The organism is Mycobacterium sp. GA-0227b (genome assembly GCF_001499855.1).
Classification (GTDB): Bacteria; Actinomycetota; Actinomycetes; order Mycobacteriales; family Mycobacteriaceae; genus Mycobacterium.
The window spans coordinates 303,845-325,275 of the sequence record NZ_LQIK01000023.1; the positions used below are offsets into that span (position 1 = coordinate 303,845).

Annotated in this window: 21 protein-coding genes; 7 read left to right on the forward strand and 14 right to left on the reverse strand. The window is 67.6% G+C overall.

The window, feature by feature from the left end; translation table 11 throughout:
* Positions 1-36 precede the first annotated feature (36 nt).
* On the forward strand, positions 37-1,002 hold the full coding sequence (locus AU185_RS15010) for an LLM class F420-dependent oxidoreductase (protein WP_059099680.1): 966 nt from the start codon (positions 37-39) through the stop codon (positions 1,000-1,002).
* On the opposite strand, the gene AU185_RS15015 is transcribed toward AU185_RS15010, so the two are convergent.
* The 7 genes from AU185_RS15015 to AU185_RS15045 all read right to left on the reverse strand — a co-directional run bounded on the left by AU185_RS15015 (position 986) and on the right by AU185_RS15045 (position 8,037).
* The gene (locus AU185_RS15015; RefSeq protein ID WP_059099679.1) at positions 986-1,873 is read right to left on the reverse strand and encodes an alpha/beta fold hydrolase; all 888 of its coding nucleotides are present in this window, start codon (positions 1,871-1,873) and stop codon (positions 986-988) included. The genes AU185_RS15010 and AU185_RS15015 overlap by 17 nt on opposite strands.
* 68 nt (positions 1,874-1,941) lie before the next feature.
* Positions 1,942-2,844 (reverse strand): tyrosine recombinase XerC, encoded by a 903-nt coding sequence (locus tag AU185_RS15020; protein WP_059099678.1) that lies wholly within the window; start codon positions 2,842-2,844, stop codon positions 1,942-1,944.
* Between the two features lie 32 nt (positions 2,845-2,876).
* Positions 2,877-4,037, reverse strand: coding sequence for a lactate 2-monooxygenase (locus AU185_RS15025; protein ID WP_059099677.1), 1,161 nt, complete (start codon positions 4,035-4,037; stop codon positions 2,877-2,879).
* A 24-nt stretch (positions 4,038-4,061) separates the two neighbouring features.
* Positions 4,062-4,916 carry a siderophore-interacting protein gene (locus tag AU185_RS15030; protein WP_059100110.1) on the reverse strand — a complete coding sequence of 285 codons (855 nt, stop codon included), beginning with the start codon at positions 4,914-4,916 and terminating at the stop codon, positions 4,062-4,064.
* Between the two features lie 119 nt (positions 4,917-5,035).
* Positions 5,036-6,157 carry a DNA-processing protein DprA gene (dprA, locus tag AU185_RS15035; protein WP_059099676.1) on the reverse strand — a complete coding sequence of 374 codons (1,122 nt, stop codon included), beginning with the start codon at positions 6,155-6,157 and terminating at the stop codon, positions 5,036-5,038.
* Positions 6,154-7,668, reverse strand: coding sequence for a YifB family Mg chelatase-like AAA ATPase (locus AU185_RS15040; RefSeq protein WP_059099675.1), 1,515 nt, complete (start codon positions 7,666-7,668; stop codon positions 6,154-6,156). The genes dprA and AU185_RS15040 overlap by 4 nt, the downstream gene beginning before the upstream one ends.
* Complete coding sequence (locus AU185_RS15045; RefSeq protein ID WP_059099674.1) at positions 7,669-8,037, reverse strand: YraN family protein; 369 nt, start codon at positions 8,035-8,037, stop codon at positions 7,669-7,671.
* 137 nt (positions 8,038-8,174) lie between these two features.
* Between AU185_RS15045 and AU185_RS15050 the strand changes: the two genes are divergently transcribed.
* The 5 genes from AU185_RS15050 to AU185_RS15070 all read left to right on the forward strand — a co-directional run bounded on the left by AU185_RS15050 (position 8,175) and on the right by AU185_RS15070 (position 15,250).
* Positions 8,175-8,993, forward strand: coding sequence for a DUF1206 domain-containing protein (locus AU185_RS15050; protein WP_059099673.1), 819 nt, complete (start codon positions 8,175-8,177; stop codon positions 8,991-8,993).
* Positions 8,994-9,120: 127 nt separating this feature from the next.
* The gene (locus AU185_RS15055; RefSeq protein ID WP_059099672.1) at positions 9,121-10,137 is read left to right on the forward strand and encodes an iron ABC transporter substrate-binding protein; all 1,017 of its coding nucleotides are present in this window, start codon (positions 9,121-9,123) and stop codon (positions 10,135-10,137) included.
* The gene (locus AU185_RS15060; RefSeq protein WP_059099671.1) at positions 10,138-11,718 is read left to right on the forward strand and encodes an ABC transporter permease; all 1,581 of its coding nucleotides are present in this window, start codon (positions 10,138-10,140) and stop codon (positions 11,716-11,718) included. It begins immediately after the preceding gene.
* The gene (locus AU185_RS15065) at positions 11,715-12,764 is read left to right on the forward strand and encodes an ABC transporter ATP-binding protein (protein ID WP_059099670.1); all 1,050 of its coding nucleotides are present in this window, start codon (positions 11,715-11,717) and stop codon (positions 12,762-12,764) included. The genes AU185_RS15060 and AU185_RS15065 overlap by 4 nt, the downstream gene beginning before the upstream one ends.
* Positions 12,761-15,250: an AMP-binding protein gene (locus AU185_RS15070; protein ID WP_059099669.1), complete on the forward strand. Its 2,490-nt coding sequence runs from the start codon at positions 12,761-12,763 to the stop codon at positions 15,248-15,250. Before AU185_RS15065 ends, AU185_RS15070 begins: the two co-directional genes overlap by 4 nt.
* Here AU185_RS15070 and AU185_RS15075 read toward each other — a convergent pair.
* From AU185_RS15075 to AU185_RS15100, 6 genes are all read right to left on the reverse strand, one after another.
* Entirely contained in the window at positions 15,228-16,034 is an 807-nt protein-coding gene (locus AU185_RS15075) for an acyl-CoA thioesterase (protein ID WP_059099668.1), read from the reverse strand. The two genes, AU185_RS15070 and AU185_RS15075, sit on opposite strands and share 23 nt — an antisense overlap.
* Positions 16,031-17,251, reverse strand: a complete 1,221-nt coding sequence (locus AU185_RS15080; RefSeq protein WP_059099667.1) for a CoA transferase — start codon at positions 17,249-17,251, stop codon at positions 16,031-16,033. Before AU185_RS15080 ends, AU185_RS15075 begins: the two co-directional genes overlap by 4 nt.
* Before the next feature lie 36 nt (positions 17,252-17,287).
* A complete protein-coding gene (locus AU185_RS15085; protein WP_502687754.1) occupies positions 17,288-18,028 on the reverse strand; it encodes an HAD-IIA family hydrolase in 741 nt (246 codons plus the stop codon).
* Between the two features lie 64 nt (positions 18,029-18,092).
* A complete protein-coding gene (locus AU185_RS15090; RefSeq protein WP_059099665.1) occupies positions 18,093-18,437 on the reverse strand; it encodes a heme-binding protein in 345 nt (114 codons plus the stop codon).
* A gap of 42 nt (positions 18,438-18,479) precedes the next feature.
* On the reverse strand, positions 18,480-18,725 hold the full coding sequence (locus tag AU185_RS15095) for a hypothetical protein (protein WP_059100109.1): 246 nt from the start codon (positions 18,723-18,725) through the stop codon (positions 18,480-18,482).
* Between the two features lie 169 nt (positions 18,726-18,894).
* On the reverse strand, positions 18,895-19,680 hold the full coding sequence (locus AU185_RS15100) for a spirocyclase AveC family protein (RefSeq protein WP_059156984.1): 786 nt from the start codon (positions 19,678-19,680) through the stop codon (positions 18,895-18,897).
* Between the two features lie 192 nt (positions 19,681-19,872).
* Here AU185_RS15100 and AU185_RS15105 point away from each other — a divergent pair, with 192 nt between their 5' ends.
* Positions 19,873-20,535, forward strand: a complete 663-nt coding sequence (locus tag AU185_RS15105) for a TetR/AcrR family transcriptional regulator (RefSeq protein ID WP_059099663.1) — start codon at positions 19,873-19,875, stop codon at positions 20,533-20,535.
* Between the two features lie 12 nt (positions 20,536-20,547).
* Here the strand turns inward: AU185_RS15105 and AU185_RS15110 are convergent, their stop codons facing one another.
* Positions 20,548-21,426, reverse strand: a complete 879-nt coding sequence (locus AU185_RS15110) for a mycofactocin-coupled SDR family oxidoreductase (RefSeq protein WP_059100108.1) — start codon at positions 21,424-21,426, stop codon at positions 20,548-20,550.
* Positions 21,427-21,431 lie beyond the last annotated feature (5 nt).

Sequence of the window (21,431 nt, forward strand, 5' to 3'; positions counted from 1 at the left end):
CTCGCAGCTGGTGAGAAGCCGCATACCGTCGAAATCATGACCACCGCAGCCCATCGATCCCGTCGCCCGCGATTCGGCTTGAACTGCGGCCGTCCCCGCACCGGCGAGCAGGCCCGCGAATTCGCGCAGTCGGTCGAGGCCGCCGGGTTCGACGTGCTGACCTTCGCCGACCACCTGGGGCCACTGGCGCCACCGTTCACCAGCGCGACAGCCGCGGCGATCGCCACCGAACGCCTGCACGTCGGAACGCTGGTGCTCAACAACGACTTCCGGCATCCCGTCGAAACCGCCCGTGAGACGGCGGGTCTGGCACTCGTTTCCGACGGACGGTTCGAGCTCGGCATCGGCGCCGGCCACATGAAATCCGAATACGACGCCGCCGGCATCCCGTTCGACGGCGGTGGCGTGCGGGTGTCGCGGTTGGAGGAGGCCGCCGGGCTGATCCGCACATTACTCGACGGCGAGGCTGTCGACGTCGACGGCAGGCACTACTGTGTGCGCGCCGACGCTGGTCAGCTCCTGCCGCGTCCACCGCAACGCGTGCCAATGCTCGTCGGCGGCAACGGGACTCGTGTCCTTCAGCTCGCCGGACGCCTCGCCGACATCGTCGGTCTCGCGGGCATCACCCACAATCGCGACGCCACCGAGGTATGGCTGAGCCACTTCGGCGCCGCGGGCCTCGAGGACCGCATCGCAGTGGTCCGCGAGGCCGCGGGCCAACGATTCGAGGAACTCGAACTCAACGCGCTGATCCAAGCCGTCGCCGTCACCGACAAACCGCGGCGGGCCGCCGAGGAATTGGCCGGCGCGATCGGCGTTGCCTCGCCGGCCGAACTTCTCGACTCACCGTTCGTCCTCATCGGCACATACGAGGAGATGGCCGAGCAACTCGTGCAGCGGCAGCAGCAGTTCGGCGTCAGCTACTGGACGGTGTTCGACGAGCTGCCTGGGCGGGCTTCTGCGATGCCCGACATCGCCGAGGTGATCAAGCTTCTGCGTTGAGCGTGTCGAGGAACTCGAGCATTTTGGGTACGACTACGTCGGGCCGATCGCGCTGAACCCAATGTGCGGCACCCTCAACCACTTTGAGACGTGCATCCGGCATGAGATCGGCTGCCGCCCGCGCCGCCGCGACAGGCACACTGGTGTCCTTCTCGCCGTGGATGATCAGCACAGGGCGCGGGAACGTCGCGAGCCGGGCGCGGTAATCGGTGGTGAGCCGATTCCACCTGACCTGATCGCGCTGCCACTGCCCGAACGCATCGAATGCGTGGTCCGCTCGTGCCGCCGACAGAATCTCGTCGACCAGTTCGGGCGTTCGTTGAGCGGGGTCGCCGATCAACGCCGGCATTACCCACCCCATGGCACGCTCGCTTCGTCCCGACCACCGGCTCACAGCGCGCAGCAGACCGGTGCGCAACATGACCCAGGTCGTCGCCTGTCGGACACCCGACAGCGGTCCTGAAGACAGCCGGGGCATGAGCCCGTAGCTGCCCAATAGCATTGCCCCCGTGACCTTTTCCGGGCGGTCCAACACGTGCCCGATCGTGATTCCGGCGCCCAGAGACAAGCCCCCTATCGCGTAGCGGTCCAGCCCGAGCGCGTCGACGAACTCGCCGACATAGGTCACCAACCGATCCTGGGTCGACGGCCATGGCGCCGGCGGGCTGTCGCCGTAGCCCGGATGATCCGGCGCAAGGACGCGGTAGCCGCTGGCCGCGAGCCGCGGCCCGACACCACTCCAGGAGAGCGACGCACTGTCTACTCCCCCGCCGTGCAGCAGCATCACTGTCGGCGCGGCGTCGGCGCCATCCGCTGTCCATTCGAGGTAGGAGATCGTGCCCCACGACAGTCGAACCGTTGCCCTTCGCACGTAGCCTCCTTGGTGATTTCGGTGCCCGCCGTTGCGCCCGGCGCGACCAATTACACCGAAATCACCGATTACGCCCGCGGGTGGGCCTGGTCGTGCACGGCGCGCAGCCGTGCGACCGTGACATGCGTGTAGAGCTGCGTGGTGGCCAGTGTCGAATGGCCGAGCAGTTCCTGCACCACGCGCAGGTCGGCCCCGCCCTCGAGCAGATGCGTCGCGGCGCTGTGCCGCAGCCCGTGCGGCCCGATGTCCGGCGCGCCGTCGACCGCGCCGATGGTCTGATGCACGACGGTGCGCGCCTGCCGCGGGTCGAGCCGACGCCCGCGCGCACCCAACAGCAAGGCCGGTCCCGAATCCGCCGTCGCGAGCTGGGGCCTACCGTCGTCGAGCCAAGCCGTCAGCGCCGCCTGCGCGGGCACACCGAACGGCACGGTGCGCTGCTTGTCGCCCTTGCCCAGCACCCGCAGCAGGCGTCGCGGCATGTCGACGTCATCGACATCCAACCCGCACAGCTCGCTGACGCGAATTCCGGTGGCGTACAACAACTCCACGATCAACTGATCGCGAATCGCCAACGGATCACCCTGCTGCGCACCGGATTTCGCAGCAGCCATCGCGTCGAGGGCCTGGTCCTGACGCAGTACCGCGGGCAACCTCCGACGAGCCTTGGGTACCTGCAGCCGAGTCGCCGGATCGCTCGTCATCAACCCACGCCGGACCGCCCACGCGGTGAACGTTTTTACCGCCGACGTGCGCCGCGCCAGCGTCGTGCGCGCTGCGCCCGCGGCCGCCTGCGCGGCCAGCCAGGACCGCAGCACCGGCAAATTCAAACCCGCCGGGCCGGCCTCTCCCCCGCGGTCGGCGACGAACTCGAACAGCGACCGCAGGTCCCCGAGATAGGCGCGCCGGGTGTGCTCGGAGCGGCCTCGCTCCAGCGCGAGGTACTCGTCGAACTCCTCGAGGACGGCATCCACGTCCTCACCGTCGCAGAAGCCGACCGCAACGCTCAGGTGACGCGCCGCAGTGTGTCGGGAGTGAGATCGGCCAGCGTGGGATAACCGTCGACGGCCATGGTCAGATCGGCCTCGGCGAGCAAGGAGCGCAGCACATGCACGACGCCGTCCACCCCGCCGAGTGCGAGCCCGTACGCATACGGCCGTCCGATCCCGACCGCGGTGGCGCCCAGCGCGAGCGCCTTGACGATGTCGGCGCCGCTGCGGATACCCGAGTCGAACAGCACAGGCAGCCCGTCGACCGCCTCCACCACGCCCGGCAGGCAGTCGATGGCCGCCAACCCGCCGTTGGCCTGCCGGCCACCGTGGTTGGAGCAGTAGATCGCATCGACGCCGCCGTCTTTGGCGCGCCGCGCGTCGTCGGGATGGCAGATCCCCTTGACGATAAGCGGCAGGTCGGTCAGCGAGCGCAGCCACGGCAGGTCGTCCCACGTCAACGGATTCCCGAAGAGCCCGACCCAATGCAACACCGTGGCTTGCGGGTTCTCCTCCGGTGGCTGCTGAAGGCCGGCGCGGAAGACCGGGTCGCTGGTGTAGTTCGCCAGACAGCGGCCGCGCAGCTGCGGGAAGTTCGACGTGGACAGGTCACGCGGTCGCCAGCCCGGCACCCAGGTGTCGAGGGTGACGATGATCCCCTTGTATCCGGCGGCCTCGGCGCGGTGGACGAGGCTGGCGGCCAACTCGCGGTCAGTGGGCGTGTACAGCTGGAAAAAGCCTGGGGTGTCACCGAATTCGGCAGCGACGTCTTCGAGCGGGTCCTCGGTGAGCGTCGAGACGACCATCGGCACGCCGGTGCACGCCGCGGCGCGGGCCGTGGCGAGGTCACCGTGGCCGTCCTGCGCGCAGATGCCGATCACCCCGACCGGCGCCATGAACACCGGCGACGGCAACGTCATGCCGAACAGGTTGATCGAGAGGTCGCGTTCGCGGGTCGCGCGGAACATCCGGGGCATCAGACCCCAGTTGTCGAACGCGGTGCGGTTGAGCCGCTGTGTGCGCTCGTCGCCCGCACCGCCCGCGACGTAGGAATACACCGACGGCGGCATGGCCGACTCCGCCTTGGCCTCCCACTCCGCGAAAGTCATCGGCAGCTTCGGCACGATGCCGGACAGGCCCTGCAGGTAGATCTCGAACTGGTAGTTACCGAACGTCATGCGGTCAGCGTGCCAGGCGGGGTCTCACGCGTTGGCCCGTTCCTCAGCCTTGGCCAGTTCGGCCTTCCACTGGCGGAAGGTCTCCTCCGTGCGGCCACGGCGCCAGTACCCCGAGATGGACGACGCCCACTTGGCCGGCACACCCCGTTCCTTGCGGATGTAGGGCCGCAGATTGTGCATGACCGTCTGCGCCTCGCCGTGGATGAAGACCTGCACCTGACCCGGCAGCCACGGCGTCTCCTTGACCGCGGCGATGAGCGGGGCGTGGTCACCGGCCTGATCCTCCGGCACCAGGTCGGCACGGCCCCCGCGGTAGATCCAGCGCACCTCTACGCCGTCGGGTTTCTTCAGCGGTACCTCGTCGTCGGGTCCCGCGACTTCGATGAAGACGCGGCCAATTGCATTGTCCGGCAACGCTTCCAGGGCTGCGCTGATCGCCGGCACGGCTGCCTCGTCGCCGGCCAGCAGGTGCCAGTCCGCGGCGGGGTCGGGTGCATACGCTCCGCTGGGCCCCATCAGGTATGCGGGTTGCCCGGGCACCGCCGAGGCCGCCCACGGTCCTGCGACGCCATGCTCTCCGTGCACCACGAAGTCGATGGAGATCTCGCGGCGCTCGGAGTCGACCTGACGCACGGTATAGGTGCGCACCGTCGGCCGCTGCTCGGGCGGCAGCGACGAGAAGCTGTCCATGGTCAGCGGCTGCGGCAGGCTCGCGACGTCGATGTCGGAGTTCACGATCACGATCTTGACGTAGGCGTCGGTGAACTCGTTCGGGGTGAACGTGTCGAATCCCCGGCCACCCAGCACCACCCGGATGAGATGCGGTGTCAACTGCTCGGTACGCACCACCTCGAAGGTGTGTATCGGACGCCCTGCCACGTAATCCTCCAAACCTCGACCGGTCATCAATTAGCCGGTCTTATCGACTATACGAGCGGGTTTCGCACGTCGGGGCGCTACCTCGCGCCGCTCCCTGTGCACTTCGGCTCCTGTGTACTTCATTGTGACGCCAGCTTCCACCGCCCGTCTCCGCACACCACGAGGCCGGAAAGCTCGAGATTCGCCAGCGGACCCAGCACCTGACGAGCCGGCAGCCCGGAGGTCACCGCGATCTCGTCGGCTGTAAGACCCCCACGGCGCGGCAGCGCGTCGTAGACCCGTTTGTCGGTTTCGGTCAGCTCGTCCAGCGGTGAGACGGCACGCTGCTCGTCCGGCGCCAGTTCCCCGATGCTTCCGACCAGTTCGACGACGTCTTCTGCGCGCGTCACGATGTGCGCAGCGTTCCGCAGCAGAGCATGGCATCCGACCGATGCCGCCGACGTGACCGGCCCGGGCACCGCGCATACCGCACGTCCCAACGAACGCGCCCAGGCCGCCGTGTTCGCCGCACCGCTGCGGGCCCCGGCCTCCACGACCACTGTGGCCCCCGCCAGCGCAGCGACCAATCGGTTGCGGGTCAGGAAGCGGTGGCGCGCGGGCCGTACGCCGGGCGGATATTCGCTGAGCAACAAGCCGTGTTCGGCGATCCGCCGCAACAGCGCCGCATGCCCCGCGGGGTACGGAACGTCGATACCTCCGGCCAGCACCGCAACGGTCAATCCGTCGGCGGCCAGGGCGGAGCGGTGGGCTGCGCCGTCGATGCCGAATGCACCACCGGATACCACCGCGACGTCGCGCTCCGCGAGCCCCGTGGCGAAGTCGGCCGCGACGAATTCGCCGTACGCGGTGGCCGCCCGGGTACCGACGACCGCCGCCGCCCGCCAGGCGACCTCGTCGAGGGCCGCCGGCCCGATGGCCCACAACGCCATCGGCGGGTGTGCCTGCGATCGCCGGTCGCCAACCCCAGCGAACCCGGTGAACGCCAGCAGCGGCCACTCGTCGTCGTCGGCGGTGAGCAGCCGCCCGCCGAGTCGCGCCAGCACGGCGAGATCCTCTGCGGCGCAGTCGATGTCACGACGAGCCTCGGCGTAGCGGTTGATCTCGTCGCCCGCCCGGCCGCGCCGCACGCGCTCCGCAGCCTCGACCGCGCCCACTCGCTGCACGAGGGCCGCCAGTGCGGGACATGGCGGTTCGGCCACCCGCGAGAGGTACGCCCAGGCTCTGGCGAGTTCATCGGTCATCGCGCACCTCCGGCGGGTCGGAAACTCAACGCGGTGGTGACGTCGTCCACCGTCGGCGACGTCCGGCCGGCGAGGTCGGCGAGCGTCCATGCGACGCGCAGCGTGCGGTCCATTCCGCGGACGCTGAGCGTGCCACGGTTGAGCGCCACCTCGAACGGTTTCATCACGGTCGGGGACAGCCGGAACTTGCGGCGCAGCAGGGAACCGCTGACTTCGACGTTGGTTCCGATGCCGTAGGGCCGCCACCGCTCGGCGGCGGCCGCTCGCGCTGTGGCCACCCGCTCGCGCACCACCTCGGTGGACTCGCCGTCCTTGGCCACGATCGCTCCCGCCCGCAATGAGTTCATGCGAACGTGCAGGTCCACGCGGTCGAGCAGCGGGCCGGAGAGCTTACCGAGGTAGCGGCGCTTCTCATGGCCGGTGCACACGCAGTCCCGAGGGTCGGGACGCGCGCATGGGCACGGGTTCGCGGCCAGCACCAGTTGAAACCGCGCCGGGTAGCGAGCGACACCGTCGCGGCGGGCGAGGCGAATCTCGCCGTCTTCCAACGGAGTCCGAAGCGCCTCGAGCACATTGCAGCCGATCTCGGCGCATTCATCGAGGAACAACACCCCGCGGTGCGCGCGGCTGACCGCGCCGGGCCGTGCCATCCCCGTACCGCCGCCGACCATCGCCGCCACGCTCGACGTGTGATGCGGCGCGACGAAGGGCGGCCGGGTGATCAACGGGGTCTTCTCCAACAGCATGCCGGCCACCGAGTGGATCGCCGTGACTTCCAGCGCCTCACTCTCCGCCAGCGGCGGCAGCAAACCCGGAAGACGTTGCGCCAGCATCGTTTTGCCCACCCCCGGCGGCCCGGTCAACATGAGGTGATGACCACCGGCCGCGGCGACCTCGACGGCGTATCGCGCCTGGGTCTGTCCGACCACATCGGCGAGATCGGATGTGCGTTCGGGTTGCGACGACGGCGATGCGATGCGGGATTCGAGTCGCCCCTTGCCCTTGATCCACGACTTCAGCTGACCCAGGTTGCGCACTCCCCACACTTCGATTTCGTCGACCAGGCTGGCTTCGGCGAGGTTCTCGGCGGGGACGACGGCCGCGGGCCAGCCCTCCCGCTTGGCGGCCAGCACCGCCGGCAGGATGCCCTTGACGGGCCGGACCCGTCCGTCGAGGGCCAACTCGCCGAGCAGTACGGTCTTCTCGAGCCGTGTCCACCGCTCCTTCACCTGCGCCGACAACACCGACAACGCCAGCGCCAGGTCGTAAACCGACCCGACTTTGGGCAGCGTCGCCGGCGAGAGCGCCAGCGTCAACCGAGACTGCGGCCAGTCATCACTGCCGCAGTTGGTGATCGCGGCGCGGACCCGGTTGCGCGACTCCTGAAGGGCCGCGTCCGGCAGGCCAACCAGGTGCACACCCGGCAAACCGGACGCGATGTCGGCTTCGATCTCGACGATCTGACCGTCGAGCGCGGACACCGCGACCGAGTACGCGCGCCCTAACGCCATCTACCCCACCCCCTGGAGATGGGTGATCTCCGGCGTGCGGCGCCGGCCGATCCGCACCCCGACGACGTCGATGCGCACCTGCGACCAGCGGGTGTCCTGGGCCGCCAGCCACAACCCGGCGAGCCGGCGCAGCCGGCGCACTTTCTGCGGGGTGACGGCTTGTGCGATGCCGCCGAACTGATCGCTCGTGCGAGTCTTCACCTCGACGAACACCACGATGCGGGCCGTGTCGTCGACGGCGATGACATCCAGCTCGCCGTACCGGCACCGCCAGTTGCGGCCCAGCACCCGCAGCCCCAGCGAGCGCAGGTGATCGACCGCGAGTTGCTCTCCGAGCGCGCCGATCTCGGCGCGGGTCAATGAAGTCATGCCGTCACCGTCGAGCAGGCGACCGACACCTCGACGGCGATCGGGCGCCGTTGCACCCAGTAATCCCCAACCAGCGATTCATCCACAGATCACGTCGGCGTTGTTTCGCCGGCGTCAAATCGGGGGTACACGCCGGCATGACTGACAAGTCGTTACAAGGTGTTGCCGACCGGGCCACCGACAGTGATGCGTTCGAATACACCGCGCGGGCCGGTTTCGCGGTCAGCGGCGTGCTGCACCTGCTGGTCGGCTATCTGATCCTTCGTATCGCATTGGGCTCCGGCGGCAACGCCGACCAGTCCGGTGCCCTGGCGACACTCGCCCAACAGACCGGCGGCGTCGTGCTGTTGTGGGTCGTCGCCGTGGGGCTGTTTGCGCTCGGCCTGTGGCGGATCGCCGAAGCGATCGTGGGCGCCAGACCCGGAGAGGGGTCCGGGCCGCACAACGACGACACCCCGGCGTGGAAGCGAGCGAAATCGCTCGGCCTGGCCGCGGTCAACGTCGCCATCGCAGTCTCCGCCGCGCGCTTCGCCATCGGCAGTGGCCACCAGAGCAGTCAGCAGAACGCCGGGCTCAGCGCGCAGATGATGCAGTCCGGGTGGGGCAAGGCTCTGCTGGTCGCGATCGGGCTGGGGTTGATCGCCGTCGGGGGCTACCACGTCTACAAGGGCGTGACGAAGAAGTTCCGCAAAGACCTGCGCACCTCTGGCGGCACCGGCGTCACCGCCATCGGAGTGACGGGCTATGTGGCCAAGGGTCTGGTCCTCGCGGGCGCGGGCGTGCTGGTGATCGTGGCGACGATGCACGCCGATCCCGCCAAGGCGAGCGGGCTCGACGCGGCGGTCAAGACGCTGGGGCAGGCCCCGTTCGGCAGGTTCCTTCTGGTGCTCGCCGCCGTCGGTATCGCCGCGTTCGGCGCCTACAACTTCGTGCGGGCCCGGCAGGGCAGGATGTAGCGCTACACCCCAGTAGAGCGGCAGCCGAAAGTGACAGAGCAAGCAAGCCGAAGGGCAGAACCGGTATGTTCATTAGGTAACCCTCAAGTGCGGGCTGACCTGCGCGAACGGCGAAAGGATCCCCCGGATGCGACCACAGTGGAGGCGGATCGCCGCCGTCTTGTCGGCCCTCGCCGTGGCGGCCGCCGCCAGCTCGTGCTCGGGTTCGGGTGACAGCGACGAACTGCTGGTCTACAACGCCCAGCACGAGTCGTTGACCAAGGAATGGATCGACGCGTTCACCGAGGAAACCGGAATCAAGGTCACCTACCGGCAGGGCGGTGACACCGAACTCGGCAATCAGCTTGTGGCCGAAGGGAAAGCCTCGCCAGCCGACGTGTTCTTGACCGAGAACTCCCCGGCGATGGCGGCCGTCGAGCGTGCCGGGTTGTTCGCCGACCTCGAGCCCGAGGCCCTCAATCAGGTTCCGCCGCAGTACCGTCCGCCGACCGGCAAGTGGACCGGGGTGGCCGCGCGCAGCACCGTGTTCGTCTACAACACGGACAGGTTGCAGCCCGATCAACTGCCGAAGTCGCTGCTGGACCTGCAGCGGCCCGAATGGAAGGACCGTTGGGGTGCCCCGCCCACCAAGGCGGACTTCCAGGCGATCGTCTCGGCGCTGCTTCAGTTGAAGGGCGAGCCCGCGACGGCGCAGTGGCTGGCCGCGATGAAAGCCAACGCCAAGCTGTACAACGACAACATCGCCACTCTCAAGGCGGTCAACGCCGGCGAGGTCGACGGCGGTGTGATCTACCACTACTACTGGTTCCGCGATCAGGCCAAAACCAAAGAGATGAGCGGCAACACCGCGCTGCACTACTTCAAGAACGAAGATCCCGGCGCGTTCGTGAGCCTGTCCGGAGGCGGGGTGCTGGCCTCGAGCGACAAGATGGACCAGGCCCAGCAGTTCATCCGGTTCATCACCGGCAAAGCGGGACAGGAGGTGCTCGAAAAAGGCACCTCGTTCGAATACCCCGTGGGCAGCGGTGTGCCGGCGAACCCCGCTCTGCCGCCGCTGAATACATTGCAGGCACCCGATGTCGATCCGTCGAAGCTGGATGCGCAGAAGGTGACCGACCTGATGACGAAGGCTGGCTTGCTGTAGGTGGTCGCCGCCGCCCCGCCCGTTCCACCTCCCGCGGCCCCGGTCACGCGGTCCGGTAAGGCGACCCGCCCCGGTCCCCTTGTGTCGGTCACCGTCGCCGTTCTGGTTGCGGCGACCTTCATTCCGCTGGGATACGTAGCGTCGGCGGCAGTTTCGGTCGGGTGGACACGAGCCTACGAGCTGATCGTGCGTCCGCACGTCGGCGAACTGCTCATCAACACGATCGCCCTGGTTTGCATCACCGTTCCGCTGTGCGTGGTGATCGGCGTCGGGGTCGCCTGGCTGGTGGAGCGCACAGATGTGCCCGGCAGGGCGTTGTGGCGACCGTTGTTCGTTGCACCGCTTGCCATTCCGGCGTTCGTCAACAGCTACGCGTGGGTTTCAGTCATACCGTCGCTGCACGGGTTGTGGGCCGGGGTGCTGGTCACCACGTTGTCCTACTTCCCGTTCATGTACCTGCCGGCCGCGGCGACATTGCGCAGGCTCGACCCGGCCCTCGAGGAATCGGCGCGGACATTGGGATCCGACTCGATCGGGGTGTTCTTGCGAGTCGTGTTGCCGCAGTTACGGTTGGCGATCCTGGGTGGTGCACTGCTGGTCGGTGTGCACCTGCTCGCGGAGTTCGGCGCATTCGCGATGGTGCGCTTCGACACGTTCACCGTCGCGATCTTCCAGCAGTTCCAGGCCACCTTCGACGGCGCGGCGGGCAGCATGCTCGCCGGCGTACTCGTCTTGCTGTGTCTGGCGTTGCTCACCGCCGAGGCCGCGGCCCGAGGCGGCGCCCGTCTCGCCCGGATCGGGTCTGGCGCACCACGCGCAGCGATGCCGGTCCACCTGCGCCACAGCAGAATTCCAGCGCTCGCAGTGTTGCTGGCAGTGACTGTGCTCGCCATCGGCGTTCCGGTGTGGACCATCCTGCGCTGGTTGTGGCTCGGCGGTGCCGAGGTGTGGATCGTCGACGACATCGTGACCGCACTCGGACAGACCATCGGGTTGGCGACCGCTGCCGCGGTCCTGACGACCATCCTCGCGTTCCCGATCGCGTGGGTGGCGGTGCGCTCCAGCGGTTTCCTCGCGCGCGCCGTCGAGGGTGCCAACTACGTCACCAGTTCTCTGCCGGGCATCGTCACCGCGCTCGCACTGGTGACCGTGACCATCCACTTCGCCCGTCCGCTCTATCAGAGCGTGGCGCTGATCGTGTTCGCCTATGTCCTGCTGTTCATGCCCCGCGCGCTGGTCAACGTCCGTGCCGGCCTTGCTCAGGTACCCACGAGCCTCGAGGAGGCGTCCCGGTCACTGGGTAGATCACCGACCGCGACGTTCTTCCGGGTGACGCTGCGCTTGACGGCGCCCGCGGCGGCGGCCGGCGCGTCGCTGGTATTCGTCGCCGTGGCAACGGAGTTGACCGCGACGCTGCTGCTCGCGCCGACCGGCACCCGCACGTTGTCGATGTTGTTCTGGTCGTTCTCCAGTGAACTCGACTACGCCGCGGCCGCGCCGTACGCGCTGGCGTTGGTGGTTCTCGCGATTCCGGTCACGCTGCTGCTGTACCGGCAGTCGACGAAGGCGGCGGCGCTGTGAGCATCCTTCAAACCCGGGGACTCGCCAAGTCGTTTCACGGCCACACCGTGCTGGACCACATCGACCTCGATCTGCACGAGGGCACCGTCACCGCAGTCGTCGGAGCATCCGGCTGCGGCAAGACCACGCTGCTGCGGTTGATCGCCGGCTTCGAGAATCCCGACGCAGGCACGGTCACCATCGCCGGGCGGCAGGTGGCCAGCCCCGCGGCCGCGGTGGCGCCGCACCGCCGTGCGGTCGGCTATGTCGCCCAGGACGGCGCACTGTTTCCCCACCTGACGGTCGGCCAGAACATCGCATACGGCCTGACCGGTTCGCTACGCCGCTCCGACGTTCGCAACCGGGTGGCCGAACTGCTCGAAACGGTTTCGCTCGACCCCTCCCACGCCGCGCGCCGACCCGATCAGCTGTCGGGAGGACAGCAGCAGCGCGTCGCCCTGGCACGGGCGCTGGCCCGCAAACCGGTTGTGATGTTGCTCGACGAACCGTTCACCGCGCTCGACACCGGCTTACGCGCGTCCACCCGAAAGGCCGTCGCGGGCCTGCTCACCGACGCCGGTGTCACCACGCTGCTGGTCACCCACGACCAGGAGGAGGCGCTGTCCATCGCCGACCAGGTCGCGGTGATGCGCGACGGGAGGTTCACCCAGGTCGGTCCGCCACAGCAGGTATACCGCGAGCCCAACGACCATTTCACCGCCGCCTTTCTCGGCGACTGCATCTCCCTGCCCTGCACCATCAGTGACGGCGTCGCCGATTGTGCGCTCGGGCGCATACCCGTGCACGGCAGCGAGTCCCGTACGGCCGGCCCCGCAACCCTGCTGTTACGACCCGAACAACTTGTCGCAACGGTGGTTTCGGACACCGAACGGCTCCAAGGAGTCGGTACCGTCCTGGCCGTCGAGTTCCTCGGCCACGACGTGCTGCTGACCGTCGACCCCGCCGGGGACGCGGACCCGTTCATCGTGCGCCAGCACAGCCTCGATCCGCCCCCTGTCGACGCGAAGGTGCACATCGAGGTCATCGGCAGCGGAGTCGCGCTGTGACCGAACACCTCATCGACCACTTGCGAAGGTACGGCGAAACCGTCGCCGTCTACACCGATTCGCAGACGTTGACCTATGCCGAACTGGCCGACCGGGTGCAGGCTGCTGCGGCGAATTTCGGCGACCGCCGACGGTTGATTCTGCTCGAGGCCCGCAACGACGCTTTCACGCTCGTGCAGTATCTCGGCGCCCTGGCTCATCGCCATGTCGTGCTGCCCGTCCCCGCCGGCCGCGACCACGACACCGTACTGCAGACCTACGCTTTCGACTCGGTCGTCGCCAACGGTGTCGTCCACCACCGCCGCGCCGAGGGCACGCACCGATTGCACGACGACCTGGCCATGCTGATGTCGACGTCGGGCAGCACCGGCTCACCCAAGCTGGTGAGGCTTTCGCGCACCAACCTGATCTCCAATGCGCTCGCCATCTCCGGCTACCTCGGCATCGGCGAGTCAGACGTCGCCGCAACGACATTGCCGATGTCGTACTGCTACGGACTGTCGGTCATCAACAGCCATTTGATTCGTGGCGCCGGCCTCGTCCTCACCGACCACTCGGTCACCGACGAGCGGTTCTGGCGGTTGTTCCGCCGACACCGCGGAACCTCGTTCGCCGGCGTGCCCTACACATTCGAACTGCTCGAACGGATCTCATTCGAGACAATGGACCTGCCCGATCTGCGCTACGTCACGCAGGCCGGCGGGCGGATGCCGCCCGAGCGTATCCGTCGATTCGCCGAACGGGCCCGCGACGGCGGCTGGCAACTGTTCGTCATGTACGGGGCGACCGAAGCCACCGCGCGGATGGCCTACCTCCCACCGGAACTCGCGCTGTCACACCCCGAGGCGATCGGTAACCCGATACCCGGCGGATCGTTCAACATCGAACCCCTCGCGAATGGATCCGACGCAGCGGTCGGGGAACTGGTGTACCGCGGGCCCAACGTCATGATGGGCTACGCCCACGGACCGGCCGACCTCGCGCTCGGCAAGACCGTGGAGTCGCTGCGCACTGGCGACCTGGCCCGTCAGACCTCCGATGGGCTGTACGAGATCGTCGGGCGCACCAGCCGCTTCGTCAAGATGTATGGCCTGCGCATCGATCTGCAGCGGGTCGAGTCCGCGCTGAGCGCCAAGGGAATCACCGCATTCTGCACCAACGACGACGACCGGCTGGTCGTCGCGGCGACGGGCGCGGTCGCCGGACACGACGCCCAGCACATCGCAGCCGAAGCCGCCGGTGTGCCGGCCTCGGCGGTGCGCGCCGTCACCGTCGACGAACTGCCGCTGCTGCCATCGGGCAAGCCGGACTATTCCGCGGTCCGCGACTCCGCGCGCGAGCTTGACGAACGTGCCCCGGCGAACCTACGCGAACTGTTCGCCGACGTCCTGCAATTGGTCCCGGCCGACATCGACCCGGGCGCGAGCTTTGTCGACCTGGGCGGCAACTCGTTGACTTACGTCGCGATGTCGGTGCGGTTGGAGCGCACGCTCGGCCAGCTGCCCGCCCAGTGGCAACAGCGGCCGATCCGGGAACTCGAGTCGGTTGCGAAGCCGGAAAGACGACGGCGGCGGTTGTGGACCGCGACGCTGGAAACCAGCGTCGCGTTGCGCGCCGCCGCGATCGTACTGATCGTCGGCTCGCACGCTGGATTGTTCGAGCTGTGGGGCGGCGCTCATCTGCTGCTCGGTATCGCGGGGTACAACTTCGGCCGGTTCTGCCTGACGTCATTGCCGCGCACGGACCGGGTTCGCCATCTGCGCAACACCATCGGCTGGATCGCGGTGCCGTCGGCGCTGTGGGTCGTTCTCGCGCTGATGATGACCGACGACTACGCCTGGACCAACCTGCTGTTGGCCAACAAGATCCTGGGTCCGCACGACAGCATGACCGCGGGCCGGCTGTGGTTCGTCGAGGTGCTGGTGTGGACGCTGGTGGCGCTGGCTCTGCTGTTCTGGGTTCCGGCGATGGATCGCGTTGAGCGACAACGGCCTTTCGCCGTCGCGGTCGTCTTCCTGACGCTCGGCTTGGCGTTGCGCTACGACGTGCTCGGGCTCGACATGGGCCGCGAGGCATGGTTCACCATGCTCGCGTTCTGGTTCTTCGCGATCGGGTGGGCGGCTTCGAAAGCCACCACGGCCGCTGCGCGTGCGCTGCTGACGGTGGTGCTGGCGGTCGCGCTGCAGGGCTATTTCGACAGCATGACGCGCGAGCTGCTGGTGTTCGGCGGTCTCGCGCTGATGATTTGGCTGCCGACGATCCGATGTCCAGCCGCGTTGACCGTCGTAGCCGGCGTCCTCGCCGAAGCGTCGCTCTACACCTACCTGGTGCACTATCAGGTGTACGCGCTGTTTGAGGGCTACCCCGCGATCGGGATGGCCGCATCACTCGCCGTCGGGATCCTGCTCACACACCTGCTGGCGATGCTGCGACGCCGCGTACGCAGCGGTTCGCCCGGCTCGATCAGGGTTGCCGTTCGGCGATGAGGCCTTCCTGCGCAAGGGTGGCGGCGACGACGCCGTCTGATCGAATCAGGCTGGCGGTCACCACGCCTCGTCCCCGTGCTGCGGCGGGCGAGGTCGATTCGAGCAGGTTCCACTGATCGGCGTACACCGGCCGGTGAAACCAGATCGATGAATCCGTTGTGCCGCTGCGGTGTGTCCGCGCCTGCATCGAGTGACCATGGACCTGCAGTGCGGGGTCGATCATGTAGACGTCGCAGACGTACACCGCGACCAGGGTGTGCATCAACGAGTCGTCGGGAAGCGGCACGGTCGCGCGCCACCACAGCCGGCGGACGAACTCGCCGGTCGACGTGTCGTCGGCGATTCTGATGTCGAGTTCCTCGAGCGGCATCGACGGTGCCGGACCGGCGGGGCCGGTCTTCGGCAGCGAATCAGGATCGTGCGGCGCCGCGGGCCGCTGACCATGTTCCGGTCCGCGGGCAGGCAATGCGAACGACACGGTGGCCGTCGTCAACATCCTGCCCTGCTGATGGGATTCGATTCTGCGGGCCGACGACGTGCGGCCGTCGAAAACCCTTGTGACGCGGTACTCCACGTCCTCGCCGGCCTCACCCCCACGCAGGAACTGCAGGTGCATGTTGGTGGGCAACCGGCCGGTGTCGACGGTGCGGCATGCCGCAGCGAGGCTTTGCGCGACGAACTGCCCTCCGTAGGCCCGCTTTTCCGGCGGGCCGCTGGCCGGCCCGATCCAGGAATCGGTTTCGGAACCGGCCCGCAGGTTCAGCAGGGTGAGCAGGGCGCTCACTCGACACGTCCGGTCGCAACGGTGCCGGCCCGCACCAAGCGGTCGACCTCGTCGGCGGACATGCCCAGCCAGTTGTTGAGCACGCCGACGGTGTCGTCGCCCAGCGCGGGTGACGCGGTGGCGGGAGGGTAACGTCCGCCGATCGACATCGGCAGGCCCGGCGCAAGATAAGTGCCGATCCGCGGTTGATCCAGCGAGGTGAACAACGGGTTGGCAGTGACCTTGTCCTCGGTGGCCGCCTCGGCGAAGGTGCGGTACCGCTCCCACAACACCGACGTCGCCGACAGCGCCGCGGTGATCTCCTCGGCGGTGTGCATGCCGAACCACTCGCCGAACAACCCCGTCAACGCCTCGCGGTGCTCGAATCGCTGTCCTTCGTCGGTGAAGTCGGCGCCGAGCGTCTCAGCCAGCGCGGCAACGGCTTTCGATGTCCCTGTGAGCTCGGCGAGGTCGCGGAAGTGCCTGCCGGTGAGCGCGACGATCATGAACGAGACGCCGTCGCTGCTGAGGAAGTCCTGACCGTACTGGCCGTACACCGAGTTGCCGATGCGCTCACGCGCGGTGCCGTTGATCATCACCTCGGTGAGGAAGCCGAGGTTGCCCGCCGTGGCCAGAGCCACGTTCTCCAGCGGAATACTGATTCGCTGGCCTTGACCCGTCGCATCGCGTTGCCGCAGGGCGGTCACGACGGCCAGCGCCGTGTAGATTCCGCATGCGACATCCCAGGCGGGCAGCACGTGGTTGACGGGTGCGCCGAGTTCGGACGGACCGGTCACCATCGGAAAACCGATGCCCGCGTTGACCGTATAGTCGACCCCGGTGCCACCGTCAGCGCGCCCGGAAACCTCCACGTGTATCAGATCGCCCCGCAGCCTGCTCAGGGTGTCATACGAATGCCACTGGCGCCCAGCTACATTGGTGATCAGCACACCGCTGCCCGCGATCAACCGTTGGACCAGGGCCTGGCCCTCTTCGGAGCGTACGTCGGCGGCCACCGATCGCTTGCCCTTGTTCAACCCTGCCCAGTAGATGCTCTCGCCGCCGTCGGTGATCGGCCAGCGGCGGTAGTCGGCGGCCCCGCCGATCGGGTCGACGCGCGTCACCTCCGCCCCGAGTTGGGCCAATGTCATCCCGGCGAGCGGAACCGCGACGAAGCTGGAGATCTCGACGATGCGCACGCCGTCCAGTGGCCGCGTCGCCTCGGGTGTGTCGGTCATCGGGCACAGTGTAAGCAAGGGCTCGACCGGCGGCGATCACACCAGTTCGATGGCGTCGGCGATGGACGGCAGGACCCGGCTGGGCCGGAACGGATACCGCTCCACCTCCTCGACGGTCGTCGACCCGGTCAGCACCAGGATGGTCTCCAGGCCGGCCTCGATACCCGCAACCACGTCGGTGTCCATCCGGTCGCCCACCATCACCGTGCTTTCCGAATGTGCCTCGATGCGGTTGAGCGCGCTGCGGAACATCATCGGGTTCGGCTTGCCGACGAAATAGGGCTCGCGCCCCGTCGCCCTGGTGATCATCGCGGCGACCGAACCGGTGGCCGGTAGCGGCCCCTCGGCCGACGGTCCGGTCACATCGGGGTTCGTCGCGATGAACCGGGCGCCCCCGAGAATCAGCCGCACCGCCTTGGTGATCGCCTCGAAAGAGTAGGTGCGGGTTTCGCCGAGCACGACGAAGTCGGGGTCGATGTCGGTCAGCGTGTAACCCGCCTCGTGCAGGGCCGTGGTCAGCCCGGCCTCACCGATGACGTAGGCCGATCCGCCCGGTAGCTGGTCGTTGAGAAACGCCGACGTCGCCAGCGCCGATGTCCAGATCGACTCCACGGGCACGGTCAGGCCGCTGCGCCGCAGCCGCGCCGACAGGTCCCGCGGTGTGAAGATCGAGTTGTTGGTGAGCACCAGAAAGGGCCGCTGCCGGTCGACGAGCCGCTGCAGGAACTCGGCCGCGCCGGGCAGCGCATGCTCCTCACGGACGAGCACACCGTCCATGTCGGTGAGCCAGCACTTCGGGGTGTCGCGCACACCCCCAGTGTGTCAGCTCCGCGCTCGATCGTTAGCGCATCGGCAGGTCGGGCATGGCCACGTTGCAGCGATCGCGGAAGTCGGCTGCGGCCTGCCGAACGGCCCGCAGCTCGTCGCGGACCCGCGGGTTCGCGTCCATGTACGCGTGGATCTCCGCCGTCATCTGCTCCCGCGGCTTGCCTTTGAGTCCGGTGAAGAACGCGTTGACGTCCGGATGCGTGAACAGATACGACGATGTCCCCGCCGACACGCCGGCCATGACGCCGGCGAGATCGGCGGCCGTGCAGTTCGACGGATCGGCGGCGGCGGTGGCCGCGTTGCCGAAGAACATCGCGCCGGCGATCAGGGTTGCGCCAATTGCCTTTCGGGTCAACATATGGGACTCCTCACTCGGATAGTCGACGAGAATGCTTGAAGCTCAACGCGGTCCGCGGCCACCACCGCCGGGGCGGTCGGGTCGATCCGGACGATCGATGACGATGTCGATCCCCCAGTCATCGCTGCAATACCAGGGGTCTGCACAGTATCCCGGATAGACCGGTCCGGCGTGCGGTGCATCGGGGCCTCCGCCACGAACCGACCCCTGTGCGCAGACCGTGGCGGCGCCTGCGTCCGTGCAGTCCGCCGCCGCCGTAGGTGAACCCACCACGACGGCGGCCGGCATCACCGCCGACAGCGCCAACACGACCGAACGGAGCGGATTGAGGTTCACGCGTGCCCCTCCTCGACCGACCGAAAATCTTCGTATGCCGGGAGGATACGGCCGCCGCTTTTCGTTTTCCGGCTATTCGAGCAAGTTGGGGTCACCCTTCCGAAAGTAGCGTGACAACAGCCTATCTGGGTTGGTTCGGCACACCGGGGAACAACTGCACGTCCGGTCCCGAGGTCACGTAACCCAACTGTTTCGTCAGAAGGTGTGGTGCGAAAACAGCGCCGTAGAGGACGTTTCCGACGACGATGACGGAAACGATGGAGACGACCGCGGCTTGGACCCGCGTCTTCGACACCTTGTCGGCGAACATCTCGATCACATTTCGCCCCTGCGAATCCGTGCGGCCGAGCAGGTAGGTGAACACCATCATCTGAATGCCCATCGCGATGGCGTCATAGATCGGGTACTGGTGCAGAGTCCCCTCGAACAGTCCGAGTCCGGGAATCACGTAGGCGTAGTAGAAGACGCCGAGCCGGGCGCCGAGGCCGGCATTGAACAGCAATGCCCAGCAGAACCCCACCGCGAAGCCGACGATCAGCAGCGTGATCGGCGCGCGCCATCGGAACCGCGCGCTCAGCCGTCGGCCGAGCGCGGCACCGACGACAGCTGGAATGCAGAAATAACCGATGTAGCCCAGCGGGACCGACGACGGCAGTCCACCCCAGGTCATGTTCAACGGCCACCAGGACGGCGTGCGGGGAAGCGCGGGTGGGAACTGCGCGTACATCGCCCAGTCGTAGGGCGCCTCGATCCATGAGAACGAAATCGCCGAAATGCACAGCAGCAGTAACGGGTGCAGTCGGCCACGTCGAACGCTCAGATAGATTCCGGCGACGGTGAACCCGATGCCGCTGAGCCAGCCGAAAGCGTTCGCCGCTGCCAGTAGCGGCGTCAGCTCGGTGTTCATCGGTCGCGATCGTCGCCCGCGGCGCCGCGCGCTTCGGGATCGAAGTAGAAGACCAAGCCGAAGATCAGGACGATCAACCCGAACAGCGTTCCGAGCATGATGAGTTGGCCCACGGCCACACCCCTTCCGTACGACTAGTAATAGTGCACACTATTACAGGGGCGCGGTCAAGGACCGCTATCGTGATCACCGATGCCTCAGCGAGGTTCGCCCAAAAAGTCGGCCAGGTCCGCCGCGTCGTCGGCGGCCGTACGCCGGCCCCGCGGCGAGGCGCGCCGGCTCCTGCTCGACGCCGCCCGTGAACTGTTCGCTCGCCGGGACTACCGGGCCACGACGACCCGTGAGATCGCCGAGGCCGCCGGCGTGACCGAGTATCTTCTGTTCCGCCACTTCGGCTCCAAGGCCGGCCTGTTCCGCGAGGCGCTCGTGCTGCCCTTCACCGACTTCGTCGCCGCCTTCGGCAAGACGTGGCAGGCCGTCGATCCCGAGGCGACCGACGAAGAGGAACTGTCCCGGCAGTTCGTCGGGCGCCTCTACGACGTTCTCGTCGAACACAAGGGTCTTTTGCTCACCCTCGTCGCATCCGACGGCCTCAGTGAGGAGGAGATCGAGAGTGCCGGCATCGCCGACATCAGGCGGGCGCTCGCCTTGCTCGGCCAGATCAGCGCAGAGGGTATGCACCTTCGCGGACTGCACTCGGGTCAACCGGATCTGCCGGCGCACTCGACCGTGGCGATGATCGTCGGGATGGTGGCGTTGCGGTCGACGTTCTTCGGGACCAAGCCGCCGCCGCGGGAGGCGATCGTCGACGAACTCGTCCAGGCGATCCTCCACGGCTTCCTGCACCGGCCGTAGCTTTCGCCCCGCCTAACCGCCGGGTCCGTTGGGCCACTTCAGAAGTGACCCCGCGTCGACGCGGATCTGCTGGCCGGTTATGTAACGGCTGTCGTCACTGGCGAGGAACACGCCGAGGTTCGCCATGTCCTCCGGTTCGATGTACGGAATCGGCATGGCCTGGAAGATCGAGAACAGCGGTTCGGCCTCCTCACGCGTCGGCTTCTTGCCTTCGGCGATGAGGTCGGGCCGGAAGACTCCGTACATGCCTTCGTTCTGAAGCAGATGTGTGTTGCAGTTCGTCGGATGGATGGCGTTGACGCGGATCATCCGCGGCGCCAGGTGCAGACTCATCTCCTCGACGTACTCGATCACGACGCGCTTGCTCCACCCGTAACCGGCACCGCCGGGCCCCATGTCCGGGCTTGTGGTGGTGCCGCGGATCATGCCCGCCGTAGATCCCGTCACGATGATCGACGCACCGTCGGGTAGATGCGGGATGGCCACCGCAACCGTGTTCATCACGCCCACCAGATCGACATCGGACGCGTCGACGAACCCCATGGGATCCGGATTTCCCATGGCCATCGGCAGAATGCCCGCATTCGCCACGACGATGTCGATCTTGCCGAGGTCGGCGACGCCTGCCTCGACGGCATCGCGCAGTTCGTGGCGCTCACGAACGTCGGCGACCCGGGCCACCACGCGTCTTCCTGTCCCCTTCACCGAGCGTTCCGTTTCGGCGAGATCCTCCGGTGTCGCCAACGGGTATGGGTTGGACGGAATGTCGCGGCAGATGTCGACCGCGATGATGTCGGCGCCCTCCTTCGCCATCGCGATCGCGTGCGCGCGGCCTTGACCACGCGCCGCACCCGTGATGAAAGCCACCTTGCCGTCGAGCTTTCCAGCCATTTCGC

Coding starts and splice junctions, on each gene's coding strand:
- AU185_RS15105 (WP_059099663.1), top strand. CDS start 19,873: ATGCCTCAGCGAGGTTCGCCCAAAAAGTCGGCCAGGTCCGCCGCGTCG.
- AU185_RS15010 (WP_059099680.1), top strand. CDS start 37: ATGACCACCGCAGCCCATCGATCCCGTCGCCCGCGATTCGGCTTGAAC.
- AU185_RS15025 (WP_059099677.1), bottom strand. CDS start 4,037: ATGACGTTCGGTAACTACCAGTTCGAGATCTACCTGCAGGGCCTGTCC.
- AU185_RS15055 (WP_059099672.1), top strand. CDS start 9,121: ATGCGACCACAGTGGAGGCGGATCGCCGCCGTCTTGTCGGCCCTCGCC.
- AU185_RS15110 (WP_059100108.1), bottom strand. CDS start 21,426: ATGGCTGGAAAGCTCGACGGCAAGGTGGCTTTCATCACGGGTGCGGCG.
- AU185_RS15085 (WP_502687754.1), bottom strand. CDS start 18,028: ATGGACGGTGTGCTCGTCCGTGAGGAGCATGCGCTGCCCGGCGCGGCC.
- AU185_RS15095 (WP_059100109.1), bottom strand. CDS start 18,725: ATGCCGGCCGCCGTCGTGGTGGGTTCACCTACGGCGGCGGCGGACTGC.
- AU185_RS15090 (WP_059099665.1), bottom strand. CDS start 18,437: ATGTTGACCCGAAAGGCAATTGGCGCAACCCTGATCGCCGGCGCGATG.
- dprA (WP_059099676.1), bottom strand. CDS start 6,157: ATGACCGATGAACTCGCCAGAGCCTGGGCGTACCTCTCGCGGGTGGCC.
- AU185_RS15050 (WP_059099673.1), top strand. CDS start 8,175: ATGACTGACAAGTCGTTACAAGGTGTTGCCGACCGGGCCACCGACAGT.
- AU185_RS15040 (WP_059099675.1), bottom strand. CDS start 7,668: ATGGCGTTAGGGCGCGCGTACTCGGTCGCGGTGTCCGCGCTCGACGGT.
- AU185_RS15080 (WP_059099667.1), bottom strand. CDS start 17,251: ATGACCGACACACCCGAGGCGACGCGGCCACTGGACGGCGTGCGCATC.
- AU185_RS15045 (WP_059099674.1), bottom strand. CDS start 8,037: ATGACTTCATTGACCCGCGCCGAGATCGGCGCGCTCGGAGAGCAACTC.
- AU185_RS15100 (WP_059156984.1), bottom strand. CDS start 19,680: ATGAACACCGAGCTGACGCCGCTACTGGCAGCGGCGAACGCTTTCGGC.